19 protein-coding genes are annotated in these 13633 nt (G+C 68.5%); 17 read left to right on the forward strand and 2 right to left on the reverse strand.

The features are described from left to right. Nucleotides 1-50 precede the first annotated feature (50 nt). On the forward strand, nucleotides 51-521 hold the full coding sequence (locus tag QO010_RS01875) for a hypothetical protein (protein ID WP_307345179.1): 471 nt from the start codon (nucleotides 51-53) through the stop codon (nucleotides 519-521). 48 nt (nucleotides 522-569) lie between these two features. Here the strand turns inward: QO010_RS01875 and QO010_RS01880 are convergent, their stop codons facing one another. Both QO010_RS01880 and QO010_RS01885 read right to left on the reverse strand, forming a co-directional pair. After that, the gene (locus QO010_RS01880) at nucleotides 570-1898 is read right to left on the reverse strand and encodes a glycoside hydrolase family 1 protein (RefSeq protein ID WP_307345182.1); all 1329 of its coding nucleotides are present in this window, start codon (nucleotides 1896-1898) and stop codon (nucleotides 570-572) included. Nucleotides 1899-2011: 113 nt separating this feature from the next. After that, on the reverse strand, nucleotides 2012-2179 hold the full coding sequence (locus QO010_RS01885; protein WP_307345184.1) for a hypothetical protein: 168 nt from the start codon (nucleotides 2177-2179) through the stop codon (nucleotides 2012-2014). Nucleotides 2180-2512: 333 nt separating this feature from the next. On the opposite strand from QO010_RS01885, the gene QO010_RS01890 reads away from it, so the two are divergent. The 16 genes from QO010_RS01890 (at nucleotide 2513) to QO010_RS01960 (ending at nucleotide 13519) form a co-directional block, all read left to right on the forward strand. Then, complete coding sequence (locus tag QO010_RS01890; protein ID WP_307345186.1) at nucleotides 2513-2755, forward strand: hypothetical protein; 243 nt, start codon at nucleotides 2513-2515, stop codon at nucleotides 2753-2755. Further along, nucleotides 2724-3953 carry a PBSX family phage terminase large subunit gene (locus QO010_RS01895; protein WP_307345188.1) on the forward strand — a complete coding sequence of 410 codons (1230 nt, stop codon included), beginning with the start codon at nucleotides 2724-2726 and terminating at the stop codon, nucleotides 3951-3953. The genes QO010_RS01890 and QO010_RS01895 overlap by 32 nt, the downstream gene beginning before the upstream one ends. Before the next feature lie 16 nt (nucleotides 3954-3969). Further along, nucleotides 3970-5358 carry a DUF4055 domain-containing protein gene (locus QO010_RS01900; RefSeq protein ID WP_307345191.1) on the forward strand — a complete coding sequence of 463 codons (1389 nt, stop codon included), beginning with the start codon at nucleotides 3970-3972 and terminating at the stop codon, nucleotides 5356-5358. Nucleotides 5359-5471: 113 nt separating this feature from the next. Continuing rightward, complete coding sequence (locus QO010_RS01905; protein ID WP_307345194.1) at nucleotides 5472-6230, forward strand: DUF6651 domain-containing protein; 759 nt, start codon at nucleotides 5472-5474, stop codon at nucleotides 6228-6230. Nucleotides 6231-6331: 101 nt separating this feature from the next. Then, nucleotides 6332-7462 (forward strand): major capsid protein, encoded by a 1131-nt coding sequence (locus QO010_RS01910; protein WP_307345196.1) that lies wholly within the window; start codon nucleotides 6332-6334, stop codon nucleotides 7460-7462. A gap of 190 nt (nucleotides 7463-7652) precedes the next feature. Next, nucleotides 7653-8150, forward strand: coding sequence for a DnaT-like ssDNA-binding protein (locus tag QO010_RS01915; protein WP_307345197.1), 498 nt, complete (start codon nucleotides 7653-7655; stop codon nucleotides 8148-8150). Further along, nucleotides 8147-8500, forward strand: coding sequence for a hypothetical protein (locus QO010_RS01920; protein WP_307345199.1), 354 nt, complete (start codon nucleotides 8147-8149; stop codon nucleotides 8498-8500). Before QO010_RS01915 ends, QO010_RS01920 begins: the two co-directional genes overlap by 4 nt. Next, nucleotides 8497-8790: a hypothetical protein gene (locus QO010_RS01925; RefSeq protein WP_307345201.1), complete on the forward strand. Its 294-nt coding sequence runs from the start codon at nucleotides 8497-8499 to the stop codon at nucleotides 8788-8790. Before QO010_RS01920 ends, QO010_RS01925 begins: the two co-directional genes overlap by 4 nt. 23 nt (nucleotides 8791-8813) lie before the next feature. Beyond that, the gene (locus QO010_RS01930; RefSeq protein WP_307345203.1) at nucleotides 8814-9218 is read left to right on the forward strand and encodes a phage tail terminator-like protein; all 405 of its coding nucleotides are present in this window, start codon (nucleotides 8814-8816) and stop codon (nucleotides 9216-9218) included. A gap of 64 nt (nucleotides 9219-9282) precedes the next feature. Next, a complete protein-coding gene (locus tag QO010_RS01935) occupies nucleotides 9283-10521 on the forward strand; it encodes a phage tail tube protein (protein WP_307345205.1) in 1239 nt (412 codons plus the stop codon). A gap of 77 nt (nucleotides 10522-10598) precedes the next feature. Next, nucleotides 10599-11030, forward strand: a complete 432-nt coding sequence (locus QO010_RS01940) for a phage-derived protein YdaY family protein (RefSeq protein WP_307345208.1) — start codon at nucleotides 10599-10601, stop codon at nucleotides 11028-11030. A gap of 140 nt (nucleotides 11031-11170) precedes the next feature. Continuing rightward, entirely contained in the window at nucleotides 11171-11377 is a 207-nt protein-coding gene (locus tag QO010_RS24045) for a phage tail assembly chaperone (protein WP_503128607.1), read from the forward strand. 18 nt (nucleotides 11378-11395) lie between these two features. Beyond that, nucleotides 11396-12055, forward strand: a complete 660-nt coding sequence (locus QO010_RS01945; RefSeq protein ID WP_307345211.1) for a hypothetical protein — start codon at nucleotides 11396-11398, stop codon at nucleotides 12053-12055. Nucleotides 12056-12117: 62 nt separating this feature from the next. After that, entirely contained in the window at nucleotides 12118-12435 is a 318-nt protein-coding gene (locus QO010_RS01950; RefSeq protein WP_307345214.1) for a hypothetical protein, read from the forward strand. Between the two features lie 28 nt (nucleotides 12436-12463). Continuing rightward, complete coding sequence (locus tag QO010_RS01955; RefSeq protein WP_307345217.1) at nucleotides 12464-12967, forward strand: hypothetical protein; 504 nt, start codon at nucleotides 12464-12466, stop codon at nucleotides 12965-12967. A 48-nt stretch (nucleotides 12968-13015) separates the two neighbouring features. After that, nucleotides 13016-13519, forward strand: a complete 504-nt coding sequence (locus tag QO010_RS01960; RefSeq protein WP_307345219.1) for a hypothetical protein — start codon at nucleotides 13016-13018, stop codon at nucleotides 13517-13519. The last annotated feature ends 114 nt before the right edge of the window (nucleotides 13520-13633 follow it).

The following is a 13633-nucleotide window of genomic DNA, read 5'->3' on the forward strand; positions in this document are numbered from 1 at the left end:
CGGTTGGCAATCGGGGGGTTAGCGTGGGCCTTCCAAGAAGGAGCTTGCCGATGGCTGGCGAGGTTTGGGGACGGGCGGCCGGGCTGGCCTGCGGGGCCCTGCTGGTCCTGGCGGGAGGCGCCCGCGCCGAGCCGGGCCCGCGGCGGTTCACGCTCGACTGCGTGAGCCGAAAATCGCCGCTGCCGCCGATCCCGCAATACCAGGTCGATATCAACCTCGATGTCGGGTCCTACTATGTCGACAGCCCCTACAGCGGCGGACTGGACCAGATCGAGTCAGACGATGGCGACAGAATCTTGCTGCGGCGGCATGGCGGGGATGCGCACGGCGTCCCGATGTTCTCGTTCGAGGCCTACTATCGCAGCAACGGCCACTACTATTATTCGCCACGGACCGGCCAGACCAAGGACGCCCCGCCCGATATCGTCTGCACGATGGGACCGCCCCGCGAGGGGTTCATGGCCGACAAGCCCTACGACGGGCCGTTGGCTGGAGGGATATCGCCGCCCGGCGCGCCGTGAGGGGCGAAGGCGGGGACTGGCACGCCTTTGGCGAGCCAGTCCCCGGTGTCAGATCCGGTTCGCCCGGGCCAGGGCGCCCAGATGCCGCGCGCTGGGCTTGAGCGTGCGTTTGAAGGTCTCGCGGTCGACCGCCACCAGGCCGAAGGGGACGCCGTAGCCGCTGGTCCATTCGAAATTGTCGAGCAGGGACCAGTAGAGGTAGCTGTGGACAGGGATGCCTTCGTCCAGGCAGGCGCGCACGCCGTCGAGGGCGGCGTCGATGAAGGCGACGCGGCGCGCATCGTCGCGGGTGGCGATGCCGCTTTCGGTGACATAGACCGGCTTGCCGATGGCGGCGTGGGCCCAGCGGATCGTGTTGGCCAGCGCCTGTGGGTAGTATTCGTAGCCTGACATCGTGAGTTCGGCGCCCGGCGGCGGGGGCTGCAGGCCGCCCTCGCCCACGATGAAGCGGGTGTAGGTCTGGACGCCGAAGAAGTCGGCATGGGTGCGGGCGACCTGGACCCAGTCGCCGTAGAGACGGTCACGGTAGCGGGCCGCCAGAGCCGGGTCGGGGGACTGGATGTCCTGGGTGGTCAGGGTGATGCCGACGGGAAGGGTCGGGCGGACGGCCTTGATGGCGTCATAGGCCTGGCGGTGGGCGGCCTGCATGAGCGGACCGGTGACCTGGGAGTCGGCGAAGGCCAGGCGCGAGAAGCGGGGGGCGTTGGTGGCTTTGGCGGCGGCGGCGATGGCGGCCTGGATGGCCGGCGGGACGGCGCTGGAGCCGCTCATCACCTCGACCAGCAGGCGGATATTGGCCTCGTTGAAGGTGGTGCAGCTGTGCATCAGCCCGCCCAGGCGCTCGGCGACCTTCTTGCAATAGCGGGCGAAGAGGGCCGGGGCGTCGGGCGCCTCGAAGCCGCCGCGCATGGCGAACCACAGGGGCGTGGTGAAGTGGTTGAGGGTGACGATGGGGGCAAGGCCGCGGGCGCGGCAGGCTTCCAGCATGCGGGCGTAGTGGTCGAGTTCGGCGTTGGAGAAGGCGCCTTCGCTGGGCTCGATGCGGGCCCATTCGACGCCCAGGCGATAGGCGTTGAGGCCCAGGGAGGCGGCGATGTCGAAGTCCTCGGCGTAGCGGTGGTAGCTGTCGCAGGCGTCGCCGGAGCGCTCCTTGAACATGGAGGGCTTGAGGTTCTCCATCAGCCAGGCGTCGGCGTTGGTGTTGTTGCCCTCGGATTGATAGGCCGAGATGGCCACGCCCCAGAGGAAGCCCTTGGGAGCGGGCTTGCGGCGGGCCGGCGTGGCGGCGGGGGCGGGGCGGGCGCCGGTAAGGGCGGTTCCGAGCGCGGCGGCGGCGAGGAGTTGGCGGCGGCCGATGGCCGGGGGCTGGCGCGACATAAGGGCTCCGGACTGGGCCGTTGGATCGGCCGACTGTCCGGTAGCGGGGGCCGGTGGTCAATACTCGTTCGTGAGTGAGTGAAAATGTTAAACGACCAGCTTCGGGCCGAGGGCTAGCGATCGAGGTCGCCGGCGGGGTGGGGCGGCGTGGTTAGCATCTCGCGGTATTTGCCGATGATCCCCCGGGCCCGGGCGAGCTGGTCCTTCAGGTCATGGCTGGCCCGTTCCGCGTCTTCCAGCGTCGGGACGGCTTCACGCTCTGTGTCGGGAACACTACGCACGGTGCGGAAATTCGGTCGTGCGGGATTGGTTCCCGGCAGAGCGCGGAAATCCGGGCGGAGGCCGGTGACGGGCCAGACTGGCAAGCCGGAGCCTTGCGCTCGTACGCGGATCACCCGACGATTCATCACTCCCGACCGTTATGGGCGGGCTTGTCCCGGCCATCCATGGCTGGCGCTTTGGCCGGCAATAACGGCTCTCAGGGGGGGGCAGGTCCCCCCAATTTCCTTGCCTCCGTACGCAAATCACCTGAGACTCTATCAAGTGCAAGATCTGCATCCAAAGCCCCGGCCCCGCCGGGGCTTTTGCGTTTTCCGTTGGAGCCGTCCTGCTGCATGGCCGACGATCCGCCCGCTCCCGACCCCGACCTGAGCCCGCTCGATTTCATGCTGCAGGTGATGCGCGATCCCACGGCCACGCGGTCGGAGCGGATCGATATGGCCAAGGCGGCGGCGCCCTATTTCCATGGGCGGATTGGCGCGCCGGGCTCCAAGGGCAAGGCGGATGAGGCGCCGCCGCCGCTGCTGGTGAGGATGATCGAGCGCCGTGTCATCGACCCTGATCCTGCCGACCCCTAGGGTGTTCATGCCCTTGCTGGCGCCGGCGCGGTACAAGGGGGCGTATGGCGGGCGGGGGTCGGGCAAGAGCCACTTCTTCGCCGAGTTGCTGATCGAGGAGTGCCTGGCGGACCGGTCGATGCGGGCGGTCTGTGTGCGGGAAACCCAGCGGTCGCTGGACCAGTCGGTCAAGCAGCTGCTGGCGAACAAGATCGCCATGCTGGGGGTGGGGGAGGCTTTCCACATCCTGGAGGGCGAGATTCATGTGCTGGACGAGGCCGGCGCGCGGCGCGGACTGATCAGCTTTCAGGGCATGCAGAACCACACGGCCGAGAGCATCAAGTCGCTGGAAGGCTATCGGATCGCCTGGGTCGAGGAGGCCCAGTCGCTGAGCCGCAAGTCGCTGGAACTGCTGACCCCGACGCTGCGGGCGCCGGGGGCGCAGATCTGGTTCTCGTGGAACCCGCGGCTTGCGAGCGATCCGGTCGATGTGTTCATGCGCTCGCCCGAGGCGGCGGATGATGACGACATCGCCTGCGTGGCGGTGAACTATCACGACAATCCCTGGTTTGGGACGACGTCGCTGAAGGCCGACATGGAGCGGGACCGGCGGCGTGAGCCCGACAAATACGCTCACGTCTGGCTGGGCGGGTATCAGCGGCGGTCGGCGGCGGCGGTGTTTTCGAACTGGCGGATCTGCGAGTTCGATGTGCCGGTTGGCTTAAGGCCGCATTTTGGGGCCGACTGGGGGTTTGCGGTCGATCCGACCGTGCTGGTGAAGGCCTATGTCGACGAGGACGCGCGGCGGATTCTGGTGGACGCCGAGGCCTGGGCGGTGGGGTGCGAGATCGACGACCTGCCGGCGCTGTTTGGGCGGCTGGGCGGGGCGAAGGACTGGCCGATCCGGGCCGACAGCGCCCGGCCCGAGACCATCGCCTATATGAACCGGCGCGGCTTCTGCGTGATCCCGGCCCGCAAGGGGGCGGGGTCGGTGGAGGAGGGTGTGGCCTTCCTGCAGAACTACGACATCTGGGTGCGGCCGGGGTGCTCGCACGCGATCGATGAGCTGAGCCTGTATTCGTATCGGGTGGACCGGCAAACCGAGGCGGTGTTGCCGGTGCTCGAGGACCGCGACAATCACGTCATCGACGCGCTGCGGTATGCGCTGGAGGACGTGCGGCGGAGCGGGGCGGTTACGGCGGCGCCGCTCAGACTTTAGAGACAAGGATGTCCTCATGCCCGACGCGGTGAACGCGCCTTCCGCCGCTGTGGCGACGATGGCGAGCCCTTGGCCGATGCTGGAGGCCCTGATGGGCGGCACGGCTCGGATGCGGGGGCTGGGGGAGCGACTTCTGCCTCGGTGGCCTGGCGAGGAGGCCGAGGGGTATCGGGCCCGGTTGGCGACGGCGACCCTGTTTCCGGCGTTGCGGCGGACGGTTTCGGCAATGGTGGGCAAGCCGTTTGCGAAACCTCTGACCCTGGGAGTTGGGACGCCGGCGCAGATCGTGAACTGGGCGGACGACATCGACCTGGAAGGGGTGTCGCTCCATGTGTTCGCCGCCGAGATGTTCGCCGAGGCCCTGACCTATGGGCTGGCGGGGATTTTGGTGGAGGTGCCGCGGCCGGTGGACGGGGCGGTGACCCAGGCCGACCAGGCGGCGGCGGGGGTGCGGCCCTATTTCGTGCGGGTGATGCACGGGCAGATCCTGGGCTGGCGCACGGCCGTGATCGGCGGGCGGCGGGTGCTCTCGCAGCTGCGGCTGAGCGAGTGCGCCAGCGAGGCGGACGGCGATTTTGGCGAGGCGAGCGTCGAGCGGGTGCGGGTGCTGGAGCCGGGCCGGTGGGCGATCTGGGAGCGGACGGATCCGCGGTCCGAGGCCTGGGTGCTGAAGGAAGAGGGGCTCAGCGGGCTGCCGGTGGTGCCGTTCGTGCCGCTGTATGGCACGCGGGTCGACTTCATGGCCGGCCAGCCGCCGCTGCTGGACCTGGCCTATCTGAACGTGAAGCACTGGCAGAGCCAGAGCGACCAGGACACCATCCTGCACGTCGCCCGGGTGCCGATCCTGGCGCTGGTCGGCGGGGACAAGACCACGGCTTTGACCGTTGGGTCGGGGACGGCGGTGAGCCTGCCGGTGGACGGGGATCTCAAGTTCGTCGAGCATTCGGGGGCGGCGATTGCGGCCGGGCAGGCGTCTTTGGATGCGCTCGAGCAGCAGATGATTCAGGCCGGCGCGGAGCTGCTGGTGCGTAAGCCCGGGCAGCGGACGGCGGCCGAGGCGCTGGGCGACGCCGAGGCCAGCAAGAGCGACCTGCAGCGGCTGGTGGAGAATTTCGAGGACAGCCTGGACCAGGCGCTGTTTCTGATGGCGCGGTATGCGGGGCTGGACGACGGCGGGTCGGTGTCGCTGTTCAAGGACTTTGGCGCGGCGAGCCTGGCGGCGGCCAGTGGGCAACTGGTGTTGGCCATGAAGGCGGCGGGGCTGATCTCGGCTGAGACGGCGGTGGCGGAGATGAAGCGGCGGGGGGAATTGGCGGTGGAGGCCCCGGCCTCCACGGCTCCAACACCCGCTCATCCCCGCGAAGGCGGGGACCCAGGGGTTTTTGAGGGCGAGCCGGCTGGCTGAGCCATGTTTCCAGGCTGTTGGAGCGGTTGAACCGCCGAAACGAAAAAAGCCTGGGTCCCCGCCTTCGCGGGGATGAGCGGATTAATGGGATCGCTCGCGCGGGAATTGATCGAATGAAACTCAAAACCGTCGAGATCGACGGCCAGATCTATGCCGAGGTGCTGGATGGCAAGCCGATGTTCGTGGCTGAAGATGGCAAAGAGGTTCCGGTCGATGCGCCGGGGGCTCTGGCGACCATTTCTCGGCTGAACGCCGAGGCCAAGGGGCATCGGGAGGGCAAGGAGGCCGCTGAGCGGGCGCTGAAGGATTTCGAGGGGCTAGAGCCGGAGCTGGCGCGCAAGGCGCTGGAGACGGTGGCCTCGCTGACGGATCGGCGGCTGGTGGATGCCGGTGAGCTGGATCGGGTGCGGGACGAGATCCGGGCCGGGTTCGAGGCGGAGTTGGCCGCGAAGGACGGGCGGATCGTGGCGTTGCAGGACAGCCTGGCCGGGGAGACCCTGGCGGCGGCGTTCGCGCGGTCGCGCGTCATTGTCGAGAAGTTCGCCGTGCCGGCCGATCTGGTGCAGGCGCGGTTCGGGACGCAGTTTCGCATCGAGGACGGCCGGGTGGTCGGGGTCGATGGCTCGGGCGGGCGGCTGTATAGCCGCACGCGGCCCGGGGAGCTGGCGTCGTTCGACGAGGCTCTGGAGCAGATCGTCGAGGCCTATCCGGACCGGGCGCGGATCCTGAAAGGGACCATCGCGGCTGGGGGCGGGGCCTCTGGCGGCGGGGCCGGCGTGTCACGGACCATGACGCTGGCGGCGTTCAATGCGCTGGATGCGCGGACGCGGGCGGCGCGGATGGCTGAGCCTGGGTTTGGGCTCACCGACTGACGAAAACACTACCTGCCACACCGCCCGGATAGGCGGCGGCGCCCGGGGTCGGAGACCCACACAACTCATCACAACCTCTTCGAGCCCCGAAAGGCGCCCTCATGTCCAATACCCTGACTTCCCTCGCCCCGACCCTGTTCAGCGCCGCCAAGGCGGTGGCCGCCGAGCCGTTCGGCGTGGTTGGCGCGATCAACACCGCTTTCGACGACCGCGGCGTCGCCAAGGGCGATACTGTCAATGTCGATGTGGCCCCCACGCGGGCGGCCAGCGACTTCACCCCCTCCAATATCGCCGCCACGGGGACGGACGCCACGGCGACCGCCATCCCGGTGGTGATCGCCAAGTCGCGCAAGGTCGACTGGCACCTGACCGGCGAGCAGCAGCGCAGCCTCGAGAACGGCGGCATCAGCCAGGACTGGGTCGGCCAACTGGTCGCCCAGGGCATGCGCACCCTGCGCAACGAGGCCGAGATCGATGCGGCCCTGGCGGCCAAGGTCGGCGCCTCGCGGGCCTTCGGCACGGCCGGGGCCACGCCGTTCGCCACCACGCTGGACGCCCTGACCAACTCGCGGAAGATCCTGGCCGACAACGGCGCGCCGATGAGCGACCTGCAGATGGTGTTCGACACCAATGCGGGGCTGAACCTGCGCAACCTCGGCGTCCTGCAGAACGCCTACCAGGCCGGCAGCGACGAGGAGCGGCGCTCGGGCGAGTTCCTGCCGCAGATGGGTTTCCGGCTGTCGGAGAGCGCCGGGATCGGGGTCCACACCAAGGGGACCGGCTCGGGCTATCTGGTCAACAACGGGGCCGGTTATGCGGTCGGTTCGACGGCCATCACGGTGGACACCGGCAGCGGCACGATCGTCGCCGGTGACGTGATCACCGTCGGCAGCGATCCGAACAAGTATGTGGTGGCCTCGGCCCTGGCCGCCAATGTGGTGACCATCGCCGCGCCCGGCCTGCGCGTCGCCGCCGCTGACAATGCGGCGGTGACCGTTGGCAACAACTACACCGCCAACCTGGCCTTCGAGCGCTCGGCGGTGGTGGGGGTAATGCGGCCGCCGTTGATGCCGGTGAACCCGACCATCAACCAGCTGCTGATCAGCGATCCGATGGGCATGACCTACCTGATGCTGGATATCGCCCAGTACGGCCAGCGGACCTGGGAGCTGCACCTGGCCTGGGGGTTCAAGTCGGTGAATGGGGAGTTCTCGGCGGTGGTGCTGGGGTAAAACCCACCCATCCACCCATTCTTACAGTCGTCATCGCCGGGCTTGTCCCGGCGACCCATGAACACGAGCGCCGACGGTTGGCCACGGGCCTGTCGTGGGCCCTTTCCCATCCCTGGTGATCATGGGTGGCCGGGACAAGCCCGGCCATGACGGATTTGGGGTGGGAGCATTTCTGGAACGGAGACATCCCATGGCCCTGATTGTCGAGGACGGAACCGGCCGGGCGGACGCTGAGGCGTTCGTTTCGGTGGCCGGGTTCAAGGCCTATTGCGACGGCCGGGGCGTGGACTGGTCGAGCCTGGCGGATGCGCAGATCGAGGCGCTGCTGCGGCAGGGGGCCGATTATCTGGGCGAGGCCTATCGCGGGCGGCTGGCCGGCTGGCGGGTTTCGACCCGGCAGGCGCTGGACTGGCCGCGGGCAGGGGCGCCCAGGCGGGATGCGGGGGGGTGTGTCTATTACGACAGCGCCAGCGTGCCCGGCGAGGTGGCGCGGGCCAATATCGAGGCGGCGCTGCGGGCCCGCAATGGCGCGCTGAGCCAGGATCTGGGCCAGGCGGTCAAGCGCAAGAAGGTCGGGGCGGTCGAGGTCGAGTACCAGGACTTCACGCGGGCCGGCGCCGGCTATCCGGTCATCGACGCGTTGATGGCGCCGTTCATGGCGGCCGATCTGCGGGTGGTCCGGGCATGAGTTTTTACGACGACATGGCGGCGACGGCGGCCGGGATGCTGGCCGAATTCGGCCAGGCGGTGACGATCTCGCGCACGGCGCCGGGGGCTTATGACACCGCGACCGGGACCAACGGGCCGCCGACCGTGCTGAGCTGGACCGTGGCGGGGCTGGAGGAGGCCTATGACAGCCGGCTGATCGACGGGACGCTGATCCTGGCGGGCGACCGGCGGCTGCTGGTCGAGCCGGGTCCGTTCGCGGTCGAAGATGCCGTGATCATGGCCGACGGGACGACGGGGACGGTCAAGGCCGTGACGCCGTTCAGCCCAGGCGGGACGGCGCTCTATGTCGAGCTGCGGGTGCGGCGATGAATTTCGGTGAGGACTTCGCCAGGACGGTCCAGGCGCGGATCGACGGCACGGTGGCGCGGACGGTCCGGGAGATCGGGGCGCGGCTGATCGCCCGCTCGCCGATGCGGACCGGGACCTTCCGGGACGCTTGGCGGCTGGTGGAAGAGGGTCGGCGGTTCGCCTGGGTCAACGACACCCCCTACGCCCTGGCGCTGGAGCGCGGCGAGGGCGGCCGGCCGCCGCTGGGCCTGCAGGGGCTGGCGGAGCTGGAATTTGTGAGCGTGGTCGAGGCGGCGGCTCAGGCTGACTGACCCTCTCGGGTGAGGAGTTTCCCATGTCCCTGATCGCCATCCGCGGGGCGCTGGAGACGGCGCTGGGCGCCATGACGCCGGCCTTGGCGACGGCGTGGGAGAACCGGGGGTTCGAGCCCTCGCCCGGGACGCCCTATCAGCGGGCGACCCTGATCATGGCCATGCCGGACGACGCCGAGATCGGCGGGCGGCATGCCGAGCGGGGGTTCCTGCAGGTTGACCTCTGTTATCCGCCAGGGGCGGGGAGCGGGGCGGCGGCGGGCCGGGCGGCGCTGATCAAGGCGGGTTTCAGGAAGGGGACCAGCCTGACGGCGTCGGGGGTTTTGGTCCTGATTACCGCGACCCCGCAGGTGTTGCCCCATCATATCGACGCCGAGCGCTACGTGCTGCCGATGCGGATCCCGTTCCGCGCGCAAGTCCAGGATTGACGGCCTGACCGTCTGAACCAGGCCGGTCTCCGGCCTTCCACCTCCCACAGATCGGAGATTATCCATGGCCAATGAGCAAGGCCTGCTCAAGCAGACCGTTTTCGCCAAGCAGTCGCAGCTTGGCATCCCCTATCCAACCACCGGCGGCAAGATCAAGCGCCGGACCAGCGCGGTGTTCACCAAGAGTGTCGATACTTATGAGTCCAACGAGATCGTCAGCCACCAGCAGTCGACGGGCGCCAATGCCGGCATCGTCAAGACCAGCGGCAAACTGGACGGGCTGATCTCGCCGGGCACCTACACCGAGCAGTTCGCTTCGTTGCTGCGCAAGGACGCGGCGGCTACGGCGGCCATCACCGGCATGTCGATTACCAACATCACCGCCTCTGGCTCGGTCTTCACGGCCACGCGCGGGTCGGGCGATTTCCTGCAGGGCGGCGTCAAGATCGGCGACATCGGCCGGTGGACGGCGGGCGGCTTCAATGGGGCGAACTCGAACAAGAATTTTCTGGTCACCGCCGTCACCGCCACCACGATCAGCTACGTGACCCTGGGCGCCGTCCCGGGCGTGACCGAGACCGGGCCGGTGACAGGCTCTACCTGGACCACCGTCGGCAAGAAGACCTGGGTTCCGACCAGCGGCCACGTCAACGACTACTGGACCGTCGAGGAATGGTATTCGGGCCTGGGCCGCTCGGAGCTGTTCAGGGACTGCAAGATCGCCAAGGCTGACGTCACCGTCCCGGCCACCGGCAACGCCACGGTCAGCTTCGATGTGCCGGGGCTGAGCCGGGTCGAAAACGGAACCCAGCAGATTGCGACGCCCGCCGCCGAGACCACGACCAACGTCCTGACCGCGGTCGGGGGGCTGATCCTGGTCAATGGCGTCGCCACCCCCATCACCGGCATCCAGTTCAGCATCGATGGCCACGTCCAGCCGGGCGAGGCCGAGGTCGGCACCAACCAGATCGGCGACCACGTCCGGGGCGAGATCAGCGTCAGTGGCCAGTTCACCGCCAAGTTCTCATCGGTGGCGCTGCAGGCGCTCTACACGGCGCAGACGCCGTTCACGATCATTGTCGTGTTGACCGATGGCTCGCTGGCCACCTCCGACTTCGTCTCGTTCGTGATCCAGCGATGCAAGGTGTTCGGCGACACGCCCGATGACGGCGAGGCCAAGGAAATCATCCGCACCTATCCCTTCACCGCCCAGATCAACGCCAGCGGCGGCCCTGCCTCCGGTGTCGGCGCCACGGCGGATCTGCAGTCGATCATCTCGATCCAGGACAGCCAGGCTCCGTAGTCGCGCGTCCGCCCCAACTCGACCTCCCTCAACTCTATGCGCCGGTCGCGCCGGCGCACTTTTTCAGGAGCCATTGCATGGCCAAGACCCCCGCCGTTTCCCTCGCCTCGCTCAACGCCCGCAAGGCCGGCGAGACGCCGTTCGCCTTCAATCTGATCGGGCCGGACGGCAAGGAGACCGACATCGTTCTGAAGGTGCTGGGCGCGCAGTCCGACGCCGTCACCCGGCTGACCAGCCAGCTGATCAACACCCGCCGGCGCGAGGAGGCCGAGCGGGCCGCCCAGGCCTCGAGCAACCGGCCGGGCGACGCCATCACCCCGGTCGAGGACGACGTGGTGTTCGGCCAGAGGCTGGCGGCCGTGCGGCTGGTCGGCTGGGAGGGCATCGAAGAGCCGTGGTCGCCGGAACTGGCCCTGCAGCTCTGCCAGATGAACAGTGACATCGCCGCCCAGGTGACGGCGCAGTCGAACAAGACCGCCAATTTTATCAGCGCCTCGCCGAAGGCCTGATAGCCTACGCCGAGGCGTATTTTTCGCTGGAGAAGCCGGTCGGAGAGGGGAAGCTGAAAGCCCCTCTCCGCGTCCACCTGGAGGCCCAGGCCCGGCAGGGGGACGCCGAGGCGATCTGGCGGCTGTACCATGGGCCCAAGCTGCCGCCGCTGGCCGCCCATATCTGGACCTGGTGGCTGGACCTGTGCGCCACGCGGCCGGTGACGGGGATGGGAGTCTCGCCGATTTCGCGTCTGGAGATCCAGGCGTGGGAGGCGGATGAGGAGATCGAGCTGACGCCTTGGGAGCGGCGGACAATCCTGAGGCTGGATGCAGTGTTTCGGACGGCGCAGGCCTCCGATGGCTGAGGATTTGCAGGAGAGATCATGACCTTCGAAATCGACGGCCTCACCAAGGCCGCGCGGCAGCCTGACGAGCAGATGACCGTTTACGAGCTGGCCGACGGGTCGCTGTTCCCCGTCGCGGGGCCGCCCAGGCTGGCGGACGCCAGCTATGCGGCCGAGACGCACGAGGCGGCGCGGATCGTGCGAGAGGCGCTGGGTCAGCTGGCCAGCGTCGAGGCGCGGCGGCGGGAGGCCAAGGCCGACCCGACCCTGAGTCCCGTCGGCCGCGCGCAGCGGGTCGAGGAGATGCGGCGGTTGGCGCGGGTGGGGCTGGAAATGGCCCGGGCCGAGCTGGCCAAGGCCCGGGACGGCGCCGTACGGCTGAAGGAGGCGGTGTTCGCCCCGCCCCGGCTGGGCGAGAGCGACCTGGCCGCCGCCCTGATCGACCAGGAGATTCGGGCCCATGTCCGCTCGCTGCGGGGCCAGGACCTGGTGCGCTACACCAGTGGGCTGGCTGACAACCCGCGCCACCTGGCGGCCATCATGCGCTCGCCGGTGCCGATCACGGGGGTTTCAGAGTATGCGCAGGGGCTGTGGCGCGACACCGCCGCCGGCCATCCCCAGGCGGCCGGCCTGATCCGCACCGAGGCGGCCATCGCCTGGGCGGAGGGCGTGCTGCCCCATATCGCCGAGCGAATCTGACGAACCGGGGACTGGCTCGCCGTGAGGCGCGCCTGTCCCCGGCTGCGGAAGGGCACCCCCCAATGCCGACCCTCGACAAACTGCGCAAAGCCCGCGCCGCCGCCGGAGCCGCCTATGCGGCGGCGGCCAGCGCCTATGTGGCGGCGGCGGTGGAACTTTCGGCCTATGATGGCGCCTGCAGCAACGCATCGATCGGCGGCGAGCCGACGCCGCGGTTCAACCGCCCGCCCGAGGTGCTGGCCCATCCCGACTTCCTGCCCCCGGCCGCAGCCGCCGCCCTGACCAGCCCCAACATCACCGGCCCGGTCGTCCAGGCGAGGCTGGATGCGCTGCTGGTCTCGGCGAAGGGGGGGCTAGGCAGGTCAATCATCCTGGGGTAGCGTTCCGGCTTTGTTCGGGGAGGCTGGGATGCGCTTACTGACGGCGGTTGTAACTCTCGCGGTGACACTGGCGGCTTGGTCGTCACCGACGTCGGCGGCGGACAAGGGTGAGATTTTCGGGGTCTGGGAGTTGCACCAGATTAAAAACCCCATGACCGATGTCATCAATGTCATGGCCAGTGTCAGGACCGGCGACGATCAAATGATGCTGGTCTGCAAGCCGTCGGAACCCAAGGGGCGACAGCTTATGATGAATCATCATCCCTTTCTCGGCAGAGGGACCGGGCGACTTACCTACAGGGTTGATGACCAGAAGGCGGTCGATATCGACGTGCTGCTCTACAATCAGTCAGGCTTCGTGTCGGGCGCGGACGCCCAGGCGTTTTTCGCAGCCCTTCCCGGCGCCAAGCGGGTGCGGCTGCTGGTTACCGATAGGATCGTCGGGCCGGTCCTGACCGAGTACGACGTGACCGGCGTCAACAGGGTGCTGGCCCGCCTGGCCGAGCTCTGCGACGGGCCAGCCAAATCCTAGGCCGCCCGGTTCACGGGTAGCCTGGCGGGGTTGGAGAGGGAGAATCTGATGCGGGTTCTGACGGCAGCGGTAATTGTGGTGGCGGCGCTCGCGGCCTGGGCGCCAGCGACATCCGCCGAGGACGCGGGCGAGACGATTGGGCTCTGGCGGCTGGTCCAGGTGAAACATCCGGTCACGGATGTCGTCAATGTCATGGCCAGCGCCCGGAGCGGCCAGGATCACATGAGGCTGGTTTGCAAGCCGTCGGAGCCGAAAGCGCGACAACTCATGATAAATCACCAGCCCTTTCTGGGCAGGGGCGGCGGGCGGCTGACCTACAGGATAGACGGCCAGCCGGCGGTCGATATCGACGTGCTGCTCTACAATCAGTCAGGCTTCGTGTCGGGCGCAGACGCCCAGGCGTTTTTCGCAGCCCTTCCCGGCGCCAAGCGGGTGCGGCTGCTGGTTACCGATAGGATCGTCGGGCCGGTCCTGGCCGAGTACGACGTGACCGGCGTCGACAAGGTGCTGGCCCGTCTCGCCGAGCTCTGCGACGGGCCGGCCAAGCCCTAGGCAAGGCCGACCGTTCCGGCGCGCCGACGGTCTGAATATTCGATCCCCGGGGCGAGCCCGGCCTTCTTCACTCACCACCATCCCCAGAGGATCGGCGGCGGATTTCCGCGCGCC

Origin of the sequence: Caulobacter ginsengisoli, assembly GCF_030814835.1 — a bacterium.
Classification (GTDB): Bacteria; Pseudomonadota; Alphaproteobacteria; order Caulobacterales; family Caulobacteraceae; genus Caulobacter; species Caulobacter ginsengisoli.